A 16,419-nucleotide genomic window follows, 5' to 3' on the forward strand; every position below is an offset into this window, starting at 1 on the left:
CGCTCAGTCGGCCAGCGGCACCTCGATGACGACCCGTTCGGCGGGGTCGGTGAGCACCCGTTCGAGGTCGCCCCAGGTCGCGGCCCGGCGGTACTCCCACCCGAGCCCCGTGACGACCCGCTCGACGTCGACGTGCTGCGGCGTCGTCATCATCCGCCGCATGTCCGCGGCCGGGGTGGTCTCCGCCACCTCGAGCCCGCGGAAGATCGCGCCGCCCTCGTCGTTGCCGAGGACCACCTGGACCCGCTGGGTCCGTTCCTCGGTGCCCGTGACCAGTGCACCGACGTCGTGCAGCAGGGTCAGGTCGCCGAGCAGCACCCGTGTCGTTCCGCCCGCCGCCTGTGTCGTCTCGAGCGCGGCGGCGATGCCGAGTGCCGTCGAGACGGTGCCGTCGATGCCGGCGAGCCCGCGGTTGGCGTGCACCCGGATCTTCTTGCCGGCGACGCGGCCGTCCGCGACGCGGATGATCTGCGAGGCGCCGAGCACGAGCCGGTCGTGCGGCCAGGTCACACCCCACACGGCGTCGGCGAGCATGGCGCGGTCGACGGGTCGACGACGGAGCGCCACCTCGTCCTTGAGGAACCGGTTCCGCTCGGCGCGGTCCTCGGACCGCTTCGCGTCGAGGTCCGGCCCGGCGTCGCCGTCGCCGAGTGCGGCACGGCTGGCAGCGACCCAGCGTCCCACCCACGCACGGTGTCCAGGGCTGGTCCGGCCCGTCACGCGGACGTCGGACACGAGCGTGGTCGGTTCGTCCGGACGGGAGGCTCGGCTCGGCTCGTACGGGTCGGCCCCCGCCCCACGGACGGTCACCACCTCGACGTCGTCGCGCTGCAGGAGCGCCGGGACCTCTCGGCTGAGGGTCGGGTGTCCGAGCACGACGGCGCGGCGGACCCGGCCGCCGAACTCCGGGTCGCGGAGCAGCTCGCGGTAGGTGACGACGAGGTTCCGGCCGTAGCGCGCCCCGCTCGACACCTCCGCCAGCAGGGGCGCTCCGAGCTCCCACGCGACCCGCTCGGCGTCCTCGCCGGCGTCGTGCCCGGCGATCACCACGGTCGCGGGGTCGTCGTCCGGCGTGAGTTCCGCGACGGGCAGGCCGGTGTGCACGCGTCGGGTGGCGTAGGCGGTGTCGATCTCGTCATCGGGGACGCCCGCGACGTCGTGCAGTGTGGCCGACAGGGGTTCACGGAACGCCACGTTCACCTGGGCCGGACCGGGCTGACCGGTGTGTCCGGAGGCGGCGGCCACGGCTTCGCGGGCGATGCCCCGGACGACCTCGCGGGTGCCGTCGTCGACGCCGTGGGCGGTCGGCGCCTCGACTTCCCGGACGAACGACACCGCGTCGGCGAAGATGCCGGGCTGCACGGTGGTCTGGTTGCTGCCGATGCCGCGGAGTTCGCTCGGCCGGTCGGCGGACACGACGATCATGGGCACGCCGGAGTGGTGCGCTTCGAGCACGGCCGGGTGCAGGTTCGCGACGGCGGTGCCCGAAGTCGTGACGACCAGCGCGGGTCGGCCGGTCTCGATCGCCAGGCCGAGCGCGAAGAACCCGGCGGTCCGCTCGTCGAGACGGACGTGCACGGTGATGCCGCCGGCGCGTTCGAGCGCGACGGCGGCGAGGGCCAGCGCCTGGGAGCGTGAGCCCGGGCTGACCACGACCTCGGTCACACCGGCGCGGGCGAACTCCTGCAGCAGCGCGAGGGCGAAGTCCGACGCCGGACTGCCGGACGCGGGGTGTCCGTCGCCGTCAGCGATCGGTGCGGCCGTCGTCGTCCGTGTCGTGGAACTGTTCTTCGAGGTTTCGGAGGGTCGCGTCGTCCTGGTCCTTGTCCGTGCGGGGCCGCTCGGGAGCCTGCTCGCCGAGGAAGTCCGGGTCGTCTTCGGGACCACGGTACCGGGCCGTGCGCTCCGGAGCGGCAGGTGCACGACCGAGGACGAACCACAGCAGGCTGCCGACGACGGGCAGGATCACGATGAGCAGCAGCCAGAGACCGCGACGGAGCGACCGGATGCGCTGCTTCGGCATCGTCGCACAGTCGATGAGCGCGTACACCGTGAACGCCACGGCGGCGACGACGACGACGAGCCACAAGCGGATCATGCGGTGCAGCGTACGTCGTGAGGCTGTGACCGACCTCACGGTCGGGCGTCCGTAGACTTGCCGCGTGAAAGCGTGGCTCGTCTACACCCTCGCCCGTCTCGGCATCTTCGCGGCGGCGCTCGTCGTGCTGTTCGTGATCGGGCTGCCCTGGTACTGGGCCACGATCGGCGCGGCCCTCATCGGGCTGCTCGTGTCGTACATCGCACTGCCCCGGTTGCGCGGCCAGGTGACGACGAACCTCGCGAACCGGCGCGGGCGTCCGGAGCGCGACGCCGACTCGGACTTCGAGGACGACTTCGTCGACGCCGAGGACACCGACGCCCCCACCGCGCGGCCGGTCTCGGACGCCGATCGGCACGCCGAGCGCCGGGACCACCCGACCGCCGACTGAGCCGCTCCCGCGCCCAGGCTCCGGCGTCGACCGCCGCAGGGCTTACGACTGCAGGGCCTACGGCTGCAGGGCTTACGGCTGCAGGGCCAGCGTGATGCCGAGCACCAGGCCGAACGCCAGCGACGCGAACGACGACAGCTGGAGCGCCGTGATGAGCTCGCGCGGCTTCCGCGAGGACACCCCGATCGCGAGTGCCGGCAGCGCCAGCAGCAGCGAGAAGTACGTGAAGCCGGTTCGGAAGTACAGCAGCACGAACCAGAGCAGCGCGACGTACGGCAGCATCAGGAACACGCCGTAGAGCACGCGGGCGACCGGACGGCCGACGACGACCGCCAGGGTCCGCTTGCCGGCGAGCCGGTCCTCGTCGATGTCGCGGATGTTGTTCACCATCAGGACCGCGCAGGCGAAGAACCCGGCCGCGATCGCCGCCGCCCAGCCGCTGTGCGTGATCTCCCGGATCTGCACGTACTGGGTGCCGAGGACCGCGACGAGGCCGAAGAACACGAAGACGAAGACCTCGCCGAGCGCGTTGTAGCCGTAGGGCTTCTTGCCGCCGGTGTAGAACCAGGCGGCGACGATCGCCGCGGCACCGACGAGGAGCAGCCACCACAGCTGGGTGAGCACCACGATGACGATGCCGGCGACGGCCGCGAGGCCGAAGAACGTCAGCGCGACGGTCAGCACCGTGCGGGGCTTCGCCAGGCCGGCGCCGGTGAGCCGGGCGGGGCCGACGCGGAACTCGTCCGTGCCCCGGACCCCGTCGGAGTAGTCGTTGCTGTAGTTCACACCGATCTGCAGGAACAGTGCCACGGCGAGGGCGAGCAGGGCGATCGCGAGGTGGCCGTCCTTCGCGATGTAGTCGCCGAAGTCGCCGGTGATCCCGCTGTCCACGAAGGCCACGGCCGTGCCGAGCACGACCGGGACGACACCGAGCGTCAGGGTGCGGAGCCGTGCGCCGCCGATCCAGTCGCTGGCGGTCGCCCGTCGCTTCGTGCGTGCCGGGGCAGCTGCCTTCGCCGGGTTGCCGGAGCGGCCCTGCTTCTGGGTCTCGTTCTTCGATCGTGCCACGACCGTCAATCCTATTCGGGCTGCGCGGACGCGACGCCCCGCACCGCTATGAAGCCGCTGACGGATCGGCGATCGAGCGGATCGCGCGGCGGTCCGGCTTGCCCGACGCGAGCATCGGCACCTCGTCCACCACCAGCACCTCCGCCGGTCGGGCGGCCCGGCCGAGGGCGGCACCGACGTGGTCCCGGACGCGCTCCAGGTCGAGCGGGCGTGCCGTGACGACGACCGGCACCTCGCCCCACTCCCCCGATGCCCGCCGGGTCACCACCGCGGACTCCTGACCGGGCAGCTCGCGGACGAGGCGCTCGACCAGACCGAGCGGGACCTTCTCGCCGCCGGAGATGACGACGTCGTCGAGGCGTCCGAGCACCCGCACCGTGCCGTCCTCGATCGTCGCGGCGTCCCCCGTGCGGTACCACCGGTGGCCGTCCCGCTCCACGAACGTCGATGTGGTGCGCTCGTCGTCACCGAGGTACCCCTCGGCGAGCATCGGACCGCGGAGCCAGAGCTCCCCGTCGACGAGCTCGGTGCCGACGGTGCCGAACGGGACGCCGTCGTACACGCAGCCCCCGCTCGTCTCGCTCGCGCCGTACGTGGTGACGACGTGCACCCCCGCGTCGACGGCGCGCTGCCGGAGCGGGGCCGGCGTCGCCTGCCCACCGACGAGCACCGCGTCGAACCCGGCGAGGGCGGACGTCGCACGCTCGTCGTCGAGCACCCGGGCGAGCTGCACCGGCACGAGCGAGGTGTACCGACGCGGCGCGGCCGGTCCGGTGACGAGCCGGTCGGCGGCGTCCGCGAACGCCGCCGCGTCGAAGTGCCCCGGTGCCACGATCGACGGGGTGGTCCCCGCGGCGACCGACCGCGTCAGGACGTTGAGGCCCGCGATGTAGTGGGTCGGCAACGCCAGCACCCAGCCACCCGGGCCGCCGAGCGCCGCGTCGGCGGCGGCCGCACCGGCGAGGAGCGACTCGGAGGACAGCGCCACGCGCTTGCCGGTGCCGGTGGACCCACTCGTCTCGACGATCAGGGCGACCCGCCGCGGGACGTCGGCCGGGGCCGCTGTCGGCAGTGCTGGAGCGCCCTCGGCGACGGGCAGCAGCGCGGGGCCGCCGGCGAGGGCAGCCTCCAGGCCGCGGAGCACCGCCGACGGGTCCGACGTGCCCAGCGCGACCAGTGGCCGGACCATCAGTAGTGCCAGGGGAAGGACGTCCACTCGGGCTTGCGCTTCTCGAGGAAGGAGTCGCGGCCCTCGACCGCCTCGTCGGTGCCGTAGGCGAGACGGGTGGCCTCGCCCGCGAAGACCTGCTGGCCGACCATGCCGTCGTCGACCGCGTTGAACGCGTACTTGAGCATCCGGATCGCCGTCGGGGACTTGCCGAGGATGATCTCGCCCCAGCGGATGGCCTCACGCTCCAGGTCCTCGTGCGGGACGACCCGGTTGACGGCACCCATCTCGTAGGCGCGCTGCGCGGAGTACTCCTCGGCGAGGAAGAAGACCTCTCTCGCGAGCTTCTGCCCGATCTGCTTGGCGTAGTAGGCGCTGCCGTACCCGCCGTCGAACGAGCCCACGTCGGCATCGGTCTGCTTGAACTTCCCGTGCTCGGCGCTGGCGATCGTCAGGTCGCAGATCGCGTGCAGCGAGTGCCCACCGCCGGCCGCCCACCCGGGGACCACCGCGATGACGACCTTCGGCATCATCCGGATGAGCCGCTGGACCTCGAGGATGTGCAGCCGGCCCATCGACGCCTGCGCCGCAGCGGGGTCGACGCCCTCCGGCGGCGCGCCCTCGTCGCCGACGTACTGGTAGCCGCTCCGTCCACGGATCCGCTGGTCGCCGCCGGAGCAGAAGGCCCAGCCGCCGTCCTTCGGGCTCGGGCCGTTGCCCGTGAGCAGGACGACACCGACGCGGGGGTCCTGCCGGGCGTCGTCGAGTGCGCGGTAGAGCTCGTCGACGGTGCGGGGACGGAAGGCGTTGCGGACCTCGGGGCGGTCGAACGCGATGCGCACGATGCCCTGCGACACGTGCTTGTGGTACGTGATGTCGGTGAAGGACGCGGCCGCCGGGGCGGTCGTCCAGACGTCGGGGTCGAACAGGTCGGACACGGTGTCGGGCATGCACCCAACCTATCGCCGGTGCCCTAGGCCCCCATGTCGGTGAGGAGTTCGGGAGCCACCATCACGACGAGCACGATGAGGATCACCGGGTTCGCGAAGAACGCCACGACGACGCCGATCGCGCCGTACCAGCGGCCGAATCCGCCGACCGCGGCGATGAACCCGAGGACCGCGGCGATGAGGGTCAGGAACACCACGACGAAGCAGATCCCGAACGCGAACTTCGTGTCGCCGCCCATGAACACCGCGAACGCGCTGGCGTCCACCGCGGCGGAGACGATCGCCAGACCGAAGGCGATCTTGCCGACGACCGGGTTCCGGCGGCGGCGGGTCCGACCCTGCTGCCGGACGTCGACGGTGTTGCTCCGCATGAGCCGGGCGAACTCGTCCGTGCCGGCGCGCGGCTGGCCCGTCCGGGGCGTCCCGCTTCGGGCTCCGGGTGCCCGTGCGCCCGACGCTCCGGCTCCGGATGCGCGTGACGACCGCTGCTGCGGATCAGGCGCCACGGAGCCTCCCTCTGGTCGTCGTGTCGGCCGTCGACCGAGGCCGACCGATGCATGCTAATGCCCCGCCCTGGCGGTCGGCTCCGAGGAACCGTGAGGTCCGCTGCGAGGATGGGAGCGTGCTCCCCGACCTCGCCGAACTCCTCGCCGACGCCCACGTCGTGGCCCTCCCGATGCGGGTCCGGTTCCGCGGCATCACCACGAGGGAAGCCGTCGTCCTCCGCGGCCCGGAAGGCTGGACGGAGTTCTCCCCGTTCGTCGAGTACGACGACGCCGAGGCCGCCGCCTGGCTCCGTGGCACGATCGACTTCGGCTGGACCGCGCATGCTCCGGCGGCGGCGTCCGTCCCGGTGAACGCCACCGTCCCGGCGATCGACCCCGGTGCCGTCGAGGACCTGCTCGCGCGCTACCCCGGCTGCACGACCGCGAAGGTCAAGGTCGCCGAACCGGGCACCACGATCGCGGACGACGTCGCCCGGGTCGCCGAGGTGCGCCGCGTGATGGGACCCACCGCTGCCGTCCGCGTCGACGCGAACGGCCTGTGGAGCGTCGAGCAGGCCACGGCCGCGCTCGAGCAGCTCGCTCCGTTCGACCTGCAGTACGCCGAACAGCCCTGCCGCACCGTTCCCGAGCTCGCGGAGCTCCGGGCCCGGATCGCCGGCCTCGGCGTGCCGATCGCGGCGGACGAGAGCGTCCGGAAGGCCTCCGATCCGCTCGCCGTCGCCCGAGCCGGAGCCGCCGACGTCCTCGTCGTCAAGGCGCAGCCCCTCGGTGGGATCACCGCTGCGCGCTCGGTGATCGCGGCGGCGGGGCTCCCCTGCGTCGTGTCCAGCGCGCTGGACACGTCCGTCGGGCTCGGGATGGGGGCGTTCCTCGCCGCGGCGGCGATGAGCCCGGGCTACGCCGCGGGCCTCGGGACCGCCGTGATGTTCGAGGGTGACGTCACCGCCGACCCGCTGCTGCCCACCGACGGGAGGATCGGGGTGCGCCGCGTCGACGTCGCACCCGAGCTGCTGGCCCGGTTCGGTGCCCCGCCCGAGCGGGACGCGTGGTGGCGCGCCCGCCTCGCGCGCGTGCACGCGGCGCTGCGCGCCGCCGCGTAGCGCGCCGCGCCGCGCAGCGCGCGCCCGCGCGCCCGCGCCGCGCCCGCGCCGCGCCCGCGGCGGCCGCTGAGATCGCAGTTTCTGTCGGTCCCGCGCTGCCGAGGCGACGCGAACTGCGATCTCACCACGGGGGTGAGGCCGGGGGCGTGGGCGCGGGAACGACGGAGGCGCGGCGCGGGACGGACCCGCACCGCGCCTCCAGGCAGGTGCCGACGTGTCGGCGGACCTCAGCTGCTCACAGGCCGGAGTAGCTGTGCAGCCCCTTGAAGAACACGTTGACGACGGAGAAGTTGAACATCACCGCGGCGAACCCGATCAGGGCCAGCCAGGACGACCGCGCCCCACGCCAGCCGCGCGTCGCACGAGCGTGGATGTAGCCCGCGTAGACCACCCAGATGATGAAGGTCCAGACTTCCTTGGTGTCCCAGCCCCAGTAGCGACCCCACGCACGCTCGGCCCAGATGGCGCCCGCGATGAGCGTGAAGGTCCAGAGCACGAAGCCGACGAGCAGCACGCGGTAGGTCAGGACCTCGAGCCGGTCGGCGTCGGGCAGGGTCTCCATGAAGCGGAGCTTCTTGGCGGCGCCGGAGTGCCCGAGGCGGTACGTCTGGACGAGCTGCGACACCGCAAGGCCGGCGCCGAGCGCGAAGAACCCGGTGCCGGAGATGGCGACGAAGACGTGGATCACGAGCCAGTAGGACTGCAGCGCGGGCTGCAGCGGGACGACGGGCACGTAGTAGTTCACCGTGGCGATGCCGAGCAGGATCAGCGTCAGGCCGGTGATGAACACCCCGAGGAACTTGAGGTTCTGCCAGAACTGGACGAGCAGGAAGATCGCGATGATCAGCCCGGTGCCCGTCAGCGAGAACTCGAACATGTTGCCCCACGGCACACGGTCGGCGGCGATGCCCCGGAGGACGATCGAGCCGATGTGCAGCACGAGCGCGAGGATCGTCATCGCCATGCCGACGCGTTCGAACCGCGACCCGCGACGACCGGAACCGGTCTTCGCGGGGGCTTCGACGCGCTCGAGCACGACGGTGCCGCCCTGCACGGTGGCGACGGTCTTCGCCTGGCGTTCCACCGCGGGAGCGGCGGCGTCGGTCGCAGCGACCGTCACTTCGCCCGCGCGCTTGGCCATGTCCAGCGCGAACGCGATGAACGCGACCACGTAGACGGCCATCGCCGAGTACGTGAGCACGACCGAGTAGGTCGCGAGGGTCGTCGTCATGTCGTTCACGAGGGCATCCTAACTCCGAGGTCCGACACGTGCCGCGTGGCGATGTCCGCCACGGCCCGTTCGAGATTGGGGTCCTCGCCGCGGGCCAGCCCCGCGTACTCGAGGTCGTACTCGCCGTGCTCGGCGCCCGTGCGGGGCACGACCTTCACCCACACGCGACGGCGCGGGACGAAGAGCGACGTCAGCAGCCCGAGGACGCTGAGGATCGCGAACCCGCCGACGAACAGCTGCGACGGGTCGTGGTGGACGTCGAGGGAGACGTAGCGCTTGACGCCGTCGAAGGTGATCGACCCGGCGCCCTTCGGCAGCGTCTTGGTCTGCCCCGGCTTCAGCTCGATGCTCTTCGTGTCCGCCTTGGTGCCGGCGATCTGCGTCAGCCCCTTGGTGTCGAGCTGGTACACGCTGCGCGGGACGCCGTCGTCGAGGCCGAGGTCGCCCTCGTACACCTGCAGCGTCAGCAGCGGGTTCTCGGTGTCCGGGTAGGTCGACGCGTACGCACCGGTGGTCTGCTTGACCGCCGTCGGGTAGAAGAACCCGACCATGCCGAGCTGGTCCGGCGACGCGTCCGGCACCTTGATGACGCCGGTGGAGGTGTAGTTCGCGTCGGCGGGCAGGAACGGCACGTCGTCCTTGAACGCCACGTTGCCGTCGCCGTCCCGGATCGTGACCTGCATCGCGTAGCCGTTGCCGAGGAGGTAGACGTTCGTGCCGCCGATCGACAGCGGCTCGTTGACGCCGAGACGGCTGGTCTTCGACTCGCCGCCCTTCTCCTTGCTCGTCACGGTGGCCGAGTAGTCCGTCGCCTGGCCGAGGGCGTTGAGGTTCCGTTCCTCGTACTTCGTGACGAACTTGTCGAGCGTCAGGTTGTAGCCCTTGAGGTCGGTCTGCTGGAACCAGCGGCCCGGGTTGAACGAGTCGTACGAGCCGAGCACGTTCGAGAAGGTCTGGCCCTCGACCAGCAGGCGCTGACCGGTGTAGCCGAAGCCACCGCCGATGCCGACGGCCACGAGGACCCCGACGAGCGCCGCGTGGAACACCAGGTTGCCGGTCTCACGGAGGTAGCCGCGCTCCGCGCTCACCGAGTCGCCGAACCGCTCGACGCGGTACCCGGAACGCTTCAGCAGCGCCATCGCGCGCGTCACGGCGCGTTCGACCGACGGGAGGCCCGTGGCCGGGTCCGTCTCCGCGGCGCCGTCCGCCATCGTGTCCGGCTCCACGGCCACGGTGCGGAACCCGGCGAGTCGCGTCAGGCGGACCGGCGTCTTCGGCGGGCGGGTGCGGAGCGCCTGCCAGTGGTGCCTGGTGCGGGGGATGATGCAGCCGATGAGCGACACGAAGAGCAGCAGGTAGATCGCCGAGAACCACACCGAGGTGTAGGTGTCGAAGACCTGCAGCTTGTCGAGGATCGGGTAGAGCGTCGCGTGGTCCGCCTTGTACTGGACGACACCGTTCGGGTCCGCGGTGCGCTGCGGCACGAGGGACCCCGGGATCGCCGCGAGGGCGAGCATCATCAGCAGGAACAGCGCGGTGCGCATGCTCGTCAGCTGGCGCCAGAAGAAGCGGACGTAGCCGACGAAGCCGAGCTTCGGCTGGTTCACGCCGCCGTCGCCGGGGCCGGCGCCGTCGACGTGGTCGGACGGGCGCATCGGGTCGGACTCGGTGCCGTTCTCGACCCTGCTCGCGTCGGTGTCAGACTGCCGGGACATAGCTCTGGATCACCGCCCCGACGCTCGACATGACGGCCGACCAGATGCCGGTGACCATGAGCAGACCGATGACGATCAGGATCGCTCCTCCGATGATGTTGACGATGCGCATGTGGCGCTTCACGGCGCGGATCGCTCCCGCTGCCCACCCGGCGCCGAGTGCCACGAGCAGGAACGGGATGCCGAGACCGAGGCAGTAGGCCACCCCGAGCCACATCCCCTGCCAGGCGCTGCCGGACTGGACGCTGAGCAGGTTGATCGCGGCGAGGGTCGGGCCGAGGCACGGGGTCCAGCCGAGGCCGAACACGATGCCGAGGAGCGGCGCCCCGACGAGTCCGGTCGCGGGGGTCCACGACGGCTTCAGCGTGCGCTGCAGGAACGTGAACCGCCCGATGAACACGAGGCCCATCAGGATGACCACGACGCCGAGGACCTGGGTGATGAGGTCACGCCAGCGCACCAGCCAGAAGCCGAGTGCGCCGAAGACGGTCGTGTACGCCACGAAGACCGCGGTGAAGCCGAGGACGAAGAGCAGCACCCCGAGGACGACACGTCCGCGTGACCTCGAGCCGCCGTCGGCGACGCCGCTGACGTACCCGAGGTACCCGGGGACGAGCGGCAGCACGCACGGCGAGAGGAACGACACGAGCCCGGCGAGCAGTGCGACGGGCAGCGCCACGTACATCTGACCACTGAGGATCGCGTCGGAGAAGGGGTTGCTGTCCACAGGTCAGGAGGCCTTGCCGCCGTCGAGCTCGTCGCCCACCAGGGTCTCGAGGATGCTCGTGCCGTCGACCGCGCCGAGGACGCGGGCGGCGACCCGGCCCTTCGTGTCGAGGACGATCGTGGCGGGCACGGCGTTCGGTGCGATCTGCCCGGAGAGCGCGAGCTGCATGGTGCCCTTGTCGGCGTCGAGCACCGTCGGGTACTGCACGCCGAACGTCCGCTCGAACGCGGCTGCGGTGGCCTTCTGGTCACGGACGTTCACGCCGATGAACTGGACGTCCTCGTCTGCGTACTCCGCCTGCACCTTGTTGAGGTACTTCGCCTCGGCACGGCAGGGCGGGCAGCTGGCGTACCAGAAGTTCAGGACGACGACCTTGCCGCGCAGGGCCTTCGCCGAGACGGTGTCGCCGTCGGAGGTCGTCGCGGAGAAGTCGACCGCGTCGGTGCGCTTGTCGGCGGCGACCTCGGTCACCGCACCGTCACCGGAGATGTAGTTCTGCGTCGTGCCGCTGCCGTACTGCTTCGACAGCGAGTCGCTGCCACCCGAGCACCCCGTGAGGGCGATCGCGGCGACGACGGCGAGCGCCCCGACCGCGACGAACCGCTTCTTGAGACTGCGGACGATCACACTGCTCCTTCGTCGATGGCGGTCCCCCGGAGTTCCTGTGCGGGGTCGGCGTACCCGACCTCGGTGAACCGGCCGCCCAGGGTGGCGGGCACGCGCTCCAGCGTCGTGATGCTCGACAGGTCGCAGCGGCGCTTCCGGGGGTCGTGCCAGAGCGGCTCCCCCGTCAGGCGCCGGTGCACCATCCAGATCGGGAGCTGGTGGCTGACGAGGACGACATCGCCCTCATCGACGCTCTCCCACGCGGTGGCGACCGCGGCGAGCATGCGGTTGGCGATGGACTCGTAGGCCTCGCCCCAGCTCGGTCGCAGCGGGTTCGCGATCCACGGCCACTCCGACGGCTTCCGGATGGATCGCTTCGTGAAGCCGGGAGGCTGTCCCTCGTACCGGTTCGTCGGCTCGATGAGCCGTTCGTCCAGGGTGACGTCGAGGCCGTACGCGGCGGACCACGGTGCCGCGGACTCCTGCGTGCGCTGGAGCGGCGAGGCCACGATCCGGCGGACGTCGACGCCGGCGTCCTTCCACGCGGTGGCGGACGCAGCGGCCATCCGGTGCCCGAGCTCGCTCAGTCCGAAGCCCGGGAGTCGCCCGTAGAGCACACGGTCCGGGTTGTGTACCTCGCCGTGCCGCACGAGGTGGATTCGGGTCGCGGGCATGGGTTCCAGTCTAGGTCGCGCAGCTGTTCCCACTGCCCACACAGGCGATTGACGGCTTCGGGACCGTTCAGCCGAGGTGTCCGGAGAGCCTGCCGTGCAGCGCGACCGAACCGGTGTTCAGGTTCACCACCTCGACGCTCGAGCCGTGCTTCGCGAACCGCTGCTCGACCCCGTCGAGGGCGGCCACCGTGCTGGCGTCGAACACGTGCGCCTCGGACATGTCGATGACGACGTGCTCCGGGTCCTCGGCGTAGGAGAACCGGGTGACGAGGTCGTTCGACGACGCGAAGAACAGCGCACCGCGGACCCGGTACCGCACGGTCCGCTCGTCCACCGGCTCGCGGACCACCTCGACCACGTGCGCGACCCGGCGGGCGAACACGAGCGCCGCGACGACGACACCCACGAGCACCCCGGTCGCGAGGTTGTTCGTGGCGACCACGACGACCACGGTGATGACCATCACGGCGGTCTCCCCGAGCGGCATCCGCCCGAGGGTCCGCGGACGGATGCTGTGCCAGTCGAAGGTCGCGACGCAGACCATGAGCATCACCGCGGTCAGCGCGGCCATCGGGATCCGGGCGACGACGTCGTGCAGCACGATGGTGAGCACGAGCACCGAGGCACCGGCGACGAAGGTCGAGATCCGGGTGCGGGCCCCCGCGGTCTTCACGTTGATGACGGTCTGGCCGATCATCGCGCAGCCACCGGTCCCACCGAAGAAGGCCGACGCGATGTTCGCGATGCCCTGCCCCCACGACTCGCGCCACTTGCTCGACCCGGTCTCGGTGATCGCGTCGACGAGCTGCGCCGTGAGCAGCGTCTCGATGAGCCCGACGATCGCCATGCCGAACGCGTACGGGGCGATGATCGTGAGCGTCTCGAACGAGATCGGGACCGTGATGCCGTTGAACCCCGGCAGCGCGGTCGGCAGCGCCCCCTCGTCCCCGACGGTCGGCACGGCGACGCTGAACACGATCGTGATGACGGTGATCACGACGACTGCGATGAGCGGCGCCGGGACCGCCTTCGTGAGGAACGGGAACCCGACGATGATCGCGACGCCGAGCGCGGTCAACGGCCAGACCACCAGCGGGACGTCGTGGCCGAACAGGTTCGGGAGCTGCGCCGTGAAGATCAGGATCGCGAGCGCGTTCACGAAGGCGACGTTGACGCTGCGCGGGATGAACCGCATCAGCCGTGCCACCCCGAGGAACCCGAGCACGAGCTGGATCACGCCGCCAAGCACGATCGTCGGGACGAGGTAGGAGATCCCGTGGTCACGGACCAGCGGTGCGATCACCAGGGCGACGGAACCCGCTGCTGCAGACACCATGGCCGGCCGGCCGCCGACGATCGCGATGACCACGGCGATGATGACGCTGGAGAACAGCCCGACCGCCGGGTCGACGCCGGCGACCACCGAGAACGAGATCGCCTCCGGGATGAGGGCGAGCGCGGTGACGATGCCCGCCAACACCTCCCGCGTCAGGAGTCGGGGCGAGCGGAGTGCGGACAGGACGCTCGCGGCGGCCGGCGCGTGGGTGAGGGTCGTCATCGCGCTCAACCCTACCCTCACGTGAGGGTAGAGTTGGGCGCGATGACCGAGTACGACGAACAGCACGACGACCAGCACGACGCCGGGACGATGCACATCGGTGAACTCGCCGACCGCGCCGGGATGTCCCTCCGGACGATCCGGCACTACGACGAGGTCGGGCTGCTCGTGCCGAGCGGCCGCACCACTGGTGGCTTCCGCGTGTACACCGAGCGCGACCTGGAGCGGCTGCTCGTCATCCGTCGGATGAAGCCGCTCGGGTTCTCACTCGACGAGATGGGCGACCTCCTCAGCATCGTCGACGGGCTCCCCGGCAGTGATGCGGACGACACGGCCGCACGCGCAGCGCGCCTCGATGCCTTCCTGGAGGACGCGCGGGCCCGCCACGCGAAGCTCGTCGAGCGGGCGGGCATGGCCGAGGAGTTCATCGGCACGCTGGGCTCCCTCCGCGCTTCGCTCCACTGACGATGCATCCCGCGCAGCTCCGATCTCGCGCTTCCGCTCTTCGATGTGAGAATGCCATTCCGCGGCGCGGACCTTCGCGCGCGCCCACATCGCTTCCAGTTCCTCGTCACTGACGATGGCGGGTTCGCGCCGGTCGAACCACCGCACGACGCCTCTGCACGCCCGCGACACGAACGTCGTCATCCTGTCTCCTTCGCTCTGCTGAGCAGTTCCCGCATGACCTTTGCACCCGCTTCTTCTCCGGGCGGAATCCTCTGCATGTCGCACATCGCCTCGGCGAGTGCGTACCCGAGCTCATGGCGGCCGACGTCGTCACCCGACACGAGTTCGAACACCACGGTCAGCCGAGCCCAGTACCGGTCACGTTCCTCCCGCGCGACGTCCTGGCGCCATCGGAGGACCGCCCACAGACCGCCGATGATCGCCGCGACGAGTGACAGCCCAGCCGCAGCCAGCGCCGCGACCACCGTCGCGACCGCCGCAGGCGGCCAGGCCGCGAGACCGTCGGTCCCAACCGTCAGCACCGTCATGAGGACCTCCTCCCCGCTCGCGACCCGGCCACGTCGAGAACGCTACGGACGCACCGGGGGCGAGCCGGGCCTCCCGGCGGTGTCTGTGGAGAACCGTCGGACGGAACCGGGCTGTGCAGAACCGGCAGCCCGGTAGACTCGACGACCGTGATCGAACGCACCCGCATCAGCGACCTCGCCGCCCTCCCCGACGGTCCCGTCTCCGTGGCCGGATGGGTCGAGACCGTCCGCGATCAGAAGAAGGTGCAGTTCGTCGTCCTCCGCGACGAGACCGGCGCCGTCCAGCTCGTGAACCCCGCCACGCGCGAGGCGACCGAAGGCGACGACGCCTCGGCCGCAGCACTCGCCACGACCGAGACGATCTCGGGTCTGGCGCACGGCTCCTTCATCCACGTCACCGGCACCCTCAAGCACGACGAGCGCGTCAAGCTCGGCGGCCTCGAGGTGAAGGTCGGCGAGCTCACCGTCGTCAGCGCCGCGATCCCGGAGACCCCGATCGCCGACGACTCCTCGCTCGACAAGCGCCTCGACTGGCGCTTCATCGACCTGCGCAACCGCAAGCAGAACCTGATCTTCCGCATCCAGACGACGCTGGAGCACGCGTTCCGCACGTACTGGGTCGAGCGCGACTACATCGAGATCCACACCCCGAAGCTGATGGCGTCGGCGTCGGAGTCCCGCGCCGAGCTCTTCCAGCTCGAGTACTTCGAGACGACCGCCTACCTCGCGCAGTCGCCGCAGAACTTCAAGCAGATGGCACAGCCGGCCGGTTTCGGTGCCGTGTTCGAGATCGCCGACGCCTTCCGCGCCGACCCCTCCTTCACCTCCCGGCACGCGACCGAGTTCACCAGCGTCGACGCCGAGTTCTCGTGGATCGAGTCCCACGAGGACGTCATGGCGATGCACGAAGAGGTCCTCGTGGCCGGCATCACCGCGGTCAAGGAGAAGTACGGCAAGGACATCGAGGAGGTCTTCGGCTTCGAGCTGCAGGTCCCCGCGACCCCGTTCCCCCGCGTGCCCCTGGCCGAGGCCCGGAAGATCGTCGCGGAGAGCGGCCACGACGTCGTCCGTGCCGACGGCGACCTGGACCCCGAGGGCGAGCGTCGCGTGTCCGCCTGGGCGAAGGAGCACCACGGCTCGGAGTTCGTGTTCGTCACCGACTACGACGCGTCGATCCGCCCGTACTACCACATGCGCCACGCCGACGACCCGACGCTCACGAACAGCTACGACCTGCTGTTCAACGGTGCCGAGATCTCCACGGGCGCCCAGCGTGAGCACCGCGTCGACGTCCTCACCGCGCAGGCGGAGGAGAAGGGCCTGGACCCGGCCGAGCTCGGCTGGTACCTGGACTTCTTCCGCTACGGCGTGCCGCCGCACGGCGGCTTCGGCATGGGCCTCGCGCGCGTGCTGATGCTCATGCTCGGCGAGCCGTCCATCCGCGAGGTCACGTACCTGTTCCGCGGCCCGACGCGCCTGACCCCGTAGGGGGCGCGGCGGCGCGGGCTGCGGCGCGCGGCGGCGCGGCGCGAACCGCATCCGCACAACCAAAGCCGGCTCGAACCACGGAATTCCGTGGTTCGAGCCGGCTTTCGTTGTGCGCCGCCGGAGCGCGCCAGCGCAAGCGGGCGG

The 16,419-nt window shown here is 71.1% G+C and carries 17 protein-coding genes; 4 read left to right on the forward strand and 13 right to left on the reverse strand.

The window, feature by feature from the left end; all coding sequences use genetic code 11:
• Nucleotides 1-3 precede the first annotated feature (3 nt).
• Both menD and EDF27_RS06550 read right to left on the reverse strand, forming a co-directional pair.
• Nucleotides 4-1,752, reverse strand: coding sequence for a 2-succinyl-5-enolpyruvyl-6-hydroxy-3-cyclohexene-1-carboxylic-acid synthase (gene menD, locus EDF27_RS06545; RefSeq protein ID WP_123702650.1), 1,749 nt, complete (start codon nucleotides 1,750-1,752; stop codon nucleotides 4-6).
• Nucleotides 1,745-2,098 carry a PLD nuclease N-terminal domain-containing protein gene (locus EDF27_RS06550; protein WP_123655503.1) on the reverse strand — a complete coding sequence of 118 codons (354 nt, stop codon included), beginning with the start codon at nucleotides 2,096-2,098 and terminating at the stop codon, nucleotides 1,745-1,747. The genes menD and EDF27_RS06550 overlap by 8 nt, the downstream gene beginning before the upstream one ends.
• Nucleotides 2,099-2,162: 64 nt before the next feature.
• Between EDF27_RS06550 and EDF27_RS06555 the strand changes: the two genes are divergently transcribed.
• Nucleotides 2,163-2,489 (forward strand): DUF4229 domain-containing protein, encoded by a 327-nt coding sequence (locus EDF27_RS06555; RefSeq protein ID WP_123702290.1) that lies wholly within the window; start codon nucleotides 2,163-2,165, stop codon nucleotides 2,487-2,489.
• 72 nt (nucleotides 2,490-2,561) lie between these two features.
• Here EDF27_RS06555 and EDF27_RS06560 read toward each other — a convergent pair whose 3' ends face one another.
• The 4 genes from EDF27_RS06560 to EDF27_RS06575 are packed head-to-tail and all read right to left on the reverse strand — an operon-like array spanning nucleotide 2,562 to nucleotide 6,046.
• Complete coding sequence (locus EDF27_RS06560; protein ID WP_243698237.1) at nucleotides 2,562-3,557, reverse strand: 1,4-dihydroxy-2-naphthoate polyprenyltransferase; 996 nt, start codon at nucleotides 3,555-3,557, stop codon at nucleotides 2,562-2,564.
• 46 nt (nucleotides 3,558-3,603) lie between these two features.
• Nucleotides 3,604-4,746, reverse strand: a complete 1,143-nt coding sequence (locus EDF27_RS06565) for an AMP-binding protein (protein ID WP_132047855.1) — start codon at nucleotides 4,744-4,746, stop codon at nucleotides 3,604-3,606.
• Nucleotides 4,746-5,675, reverse strand: coding sequence for a 1,4-dihydroxy-2-naphthoyl-CoA synthase (locus tag EDF27_RS06570; protein WP_123655506.1), 930 nt, complete (start codon nucleotides 5,673-5,675; stop codon nucleotides 4,746-4,748). The genes EDF27_RS06565 and EDF27_RS06570 overlap by 1 nt, the downstream gene beginning before the upstream one ends.
• Nucleotides 5,676-5,698: 23 nt before the next feature.
• A complete protein-coding gene (locus EDF27_RS06575) occupies nucleotides 5,699-6,046 on the reverse strand; it encodes a hypothetical protein (protein ID WP_123655507.1) in 348 nt (115 codons plus the stop codon).
• Between the two features lie 251 nt (nucleotides 6,047-6,297).
• Here EDF27_RS06575 and EDF27_RS06580 point away from each other — a divergent pair, with 251 nt between their 5' ends.
• Nucleotides 6,298-7,281 (forward strand): o-succinylbenzoate synthase, encoded by a 984-nt coding sequence (locus EDF27_RS06580; RefSeq protein WP_132047857.1) that lies wholly within the window; start codon nucleotides 6,298-6,300, stop codon nucleotides 7,279-7,281.
• 235 nt (nucleotides 7,282-7,516) lie between these two features.
• On the opposite strand, the gene ccsB is transcribed toward EDF27_RS06580, so the two are convergent.
• From ccsB to EDF27_RS06610, 6 genes are all read right to left on the reverse strand, one after another.
• The gene (gene ccsB / locus EDF27_RS06585; RefSeq protein ID WP_123655980.1) at nucleotides 7,517-8,512 is read right to left on the reverse strand and encodes a c-type cytochrome biogenesis protein CcsB; all 996 of its coding nucleotides are present in this window, start codon (nucleotides 8,510-8,512) and stop codon (nucleotides 7,517-7,519) included.
• Between the two features lie 5 nt (nucleotides 8,513-8,517).
• Nucleotides 8,518-10,167, reverse strand: a complete 1,650-nt coding sequence (locus tag EDF27_RS06590; RefSeq protein WP_123702648.1) for a cytochrome c biogenesis protein ResB — start codon at nucleotides 10,165-10,167, stop codon at nucleotides 8,518-8,520.
• Nucleotides 10,168-10,210: 43 nt separating this feature from the next.
• Nucleotides 10,211-10,912, reverse strand: a complete 702-nt coding sequence (locus EDF27_RS06595; RefSeq protein ID WP_123702646.1) for a cytochrome c biogenesis protein CcdA — start codon at nucleotides 10,910-10,912, stop codon at nucleotides 10,211-10,213.
• Nucleotides 10,913-10,957: 45 nt separating this feature from the next.
• A complete protein-coding gene (locus EDF27_RS06600; protein WP_243698238.1) occupies nucleotides 10,958-11,581 on the reverse strand; it encodes a TlpA disulfide reductase family protein in 624 nt (207 codons plus the stop codon).
• On the reverse strand, nucleotides 11,578-12,234 hold the full coding sequence (locus EDF27_RS06605) for a histidine phosphatase family protein (protein ID WP_132047859.1): 657 nt from the start codon (nucleotides 12,232-12,234) through the stop codon (nucleotides 11,578-11,580). Before EDF27_RS06605 ends, EDF27_RS06600 begins: the two co-directional genes overlap by 4 nt.
• A gap of 67 nt (nucleotides 12,235-12,301) precedes the next feature.
• The gene (locus EDF27_RS06610; protein WP_123655510.1) at nucleotides 12,302-13,792 is read right to left on the reverse strand and encodes a SulP family inorganic anion transporter; all 1,491 of its coding nucleotides are present in this window, start codon (nucleotides 13,790-13,792) and stop codon (nucleotides 12,302-12,304) included.
• A 42-nt stretch (nucleotides 13,793-13,834) separates the two neighbouring features.
• Between EDF27_RS06610 and EDF27_RS06615 the strand changes: the two genes are divergently transcribed.
• Entirely contained in the window at nucleotides 13,835-14,257 is a 423-nt protein-coding gene (locus EDF27_RS06615) for a MerR family transcriptional regulator (protein ID WP_243698239.1), read from the forward strand.
• Between the two features lie 179 nt (nucleotides 14,258-14,436).
• On the opposite strand, the gene EDF27_RS06620 is transcribed toward EDF27_RS06615, so the two are convergent.
• A complete protein-coding gene (locus EDF27_RS06620) occupies nucleotides 14,437-14,787 on the reverse strand; it encodes a hypothetical protein (protein WP_132047861.1) in 351 nt (116 codons plus the stop codon).
• A gap of 147 nt (nucleotides 14,788-14,934) precedes the next feature.
• On the opposite strand from EDF27_RS06620, the gene aspS reads away from it, so the two are divergent.
• Entirely contained in the window at nucleotides 14,935-16,275 is a 1,341-nt protein-coding gene (gene aspS / locus EDF27_RS06625; RefSeq protein WP_132047863.1) for an aspartate--tRNA(Asn) ligase, read from the forward strand.
• Nucleotides 16,276-16,419: the final 144 nt, after the last annotated feature.

This window comes from Curtobacterium sp. PhB136 (genome assembly GCF_004346855.1).
Taxonomy (GTDB): domain Bacteria; phylum Actinomycetota; class Actinomycetes; order Actinomycetales; family Microbacteriaceae; genus Curtobacterium.

Bases quoted from the DNA above. Each gene is read 5' to 3' on its own strand.
- EDF27_RS06550 (WP_123655503.1), bottom strand. From the start codon at position 2,098: ATGATCCGCTTGTGGCTCGTCGTCGTCGTCGCCGCCGTGGCGTTCACG.
- EDF27_RS06565 (WP_132047855.1), bottom strand. From the start codon at position 4,746: ATGGTCCGGCCACTGGTCGCGCTGGGCACGTCGGACCCGTCGGCGGTG.
- EDF27_RS06570 (WP_123655506.1), bottom strand. From the start codon at position 5,675: ATGCCCGACACCGTGTCCGACCTGTTCGACCCCGACGTCTGGACGACC.
- EDF27_RS06575 (WP_123655507.1), bottom strand. From the start codon at position 6,046: ATGCGGAGCAACACCGTCGACGTCCGGCAGCAGGGTCGGACCCGCCGC.
- ccsB (WP_123655980.1), bottom strand. From the start codon at position 8,512: ATGACGACGACCCTCGCGACCTACTCGGTCGTGCTCACGTACTCGGCG.
- EDF27_RS06590 (WP_123702648.1), bottom strand. From the start codon at position 10,167: ATGCGCCCGTCCGACCACGTCGACGGCGCCGGCCCCGGCGACGGCGGC.
- EDF27_RS06595 (WP_123702646.1), bottom strand. From the start codon at position 10,912: ATGTACGTGGCGCTGCCCGTCGCACTGCTCGCCGGGCTCGTGTCGTTC.
- EDF27_RS06605 (WP_132047859.1), bottom strand. From the start codon at position 12,234: ATGCCCGCGACCCGAATCCACCTCGTGCGGCACGGCGAGGTACACAAC.
- EDF27_RS06610 (WP_123655510.1), bottom strand. From the start codon at position 13,792: ATGACGACCCTCACCCACGCGCCGGCCGCCGCGAGCGTCCTGTCCGCA.
- EDF27_RS06615 (WP_243698239.1), top strand. From the start codon at position 13,835: ATGACCGAGTACGACGAACAGCACGACGACCAGCACGACGCCGGGACG.
- EDF27_RS06620 (WP_132047861.1), bottom strand. From the start codon at position 14,787: ATGACGGTGCTGACGGTTGGGACCGACGGTCTCGCGGCCTGGCCGCCT.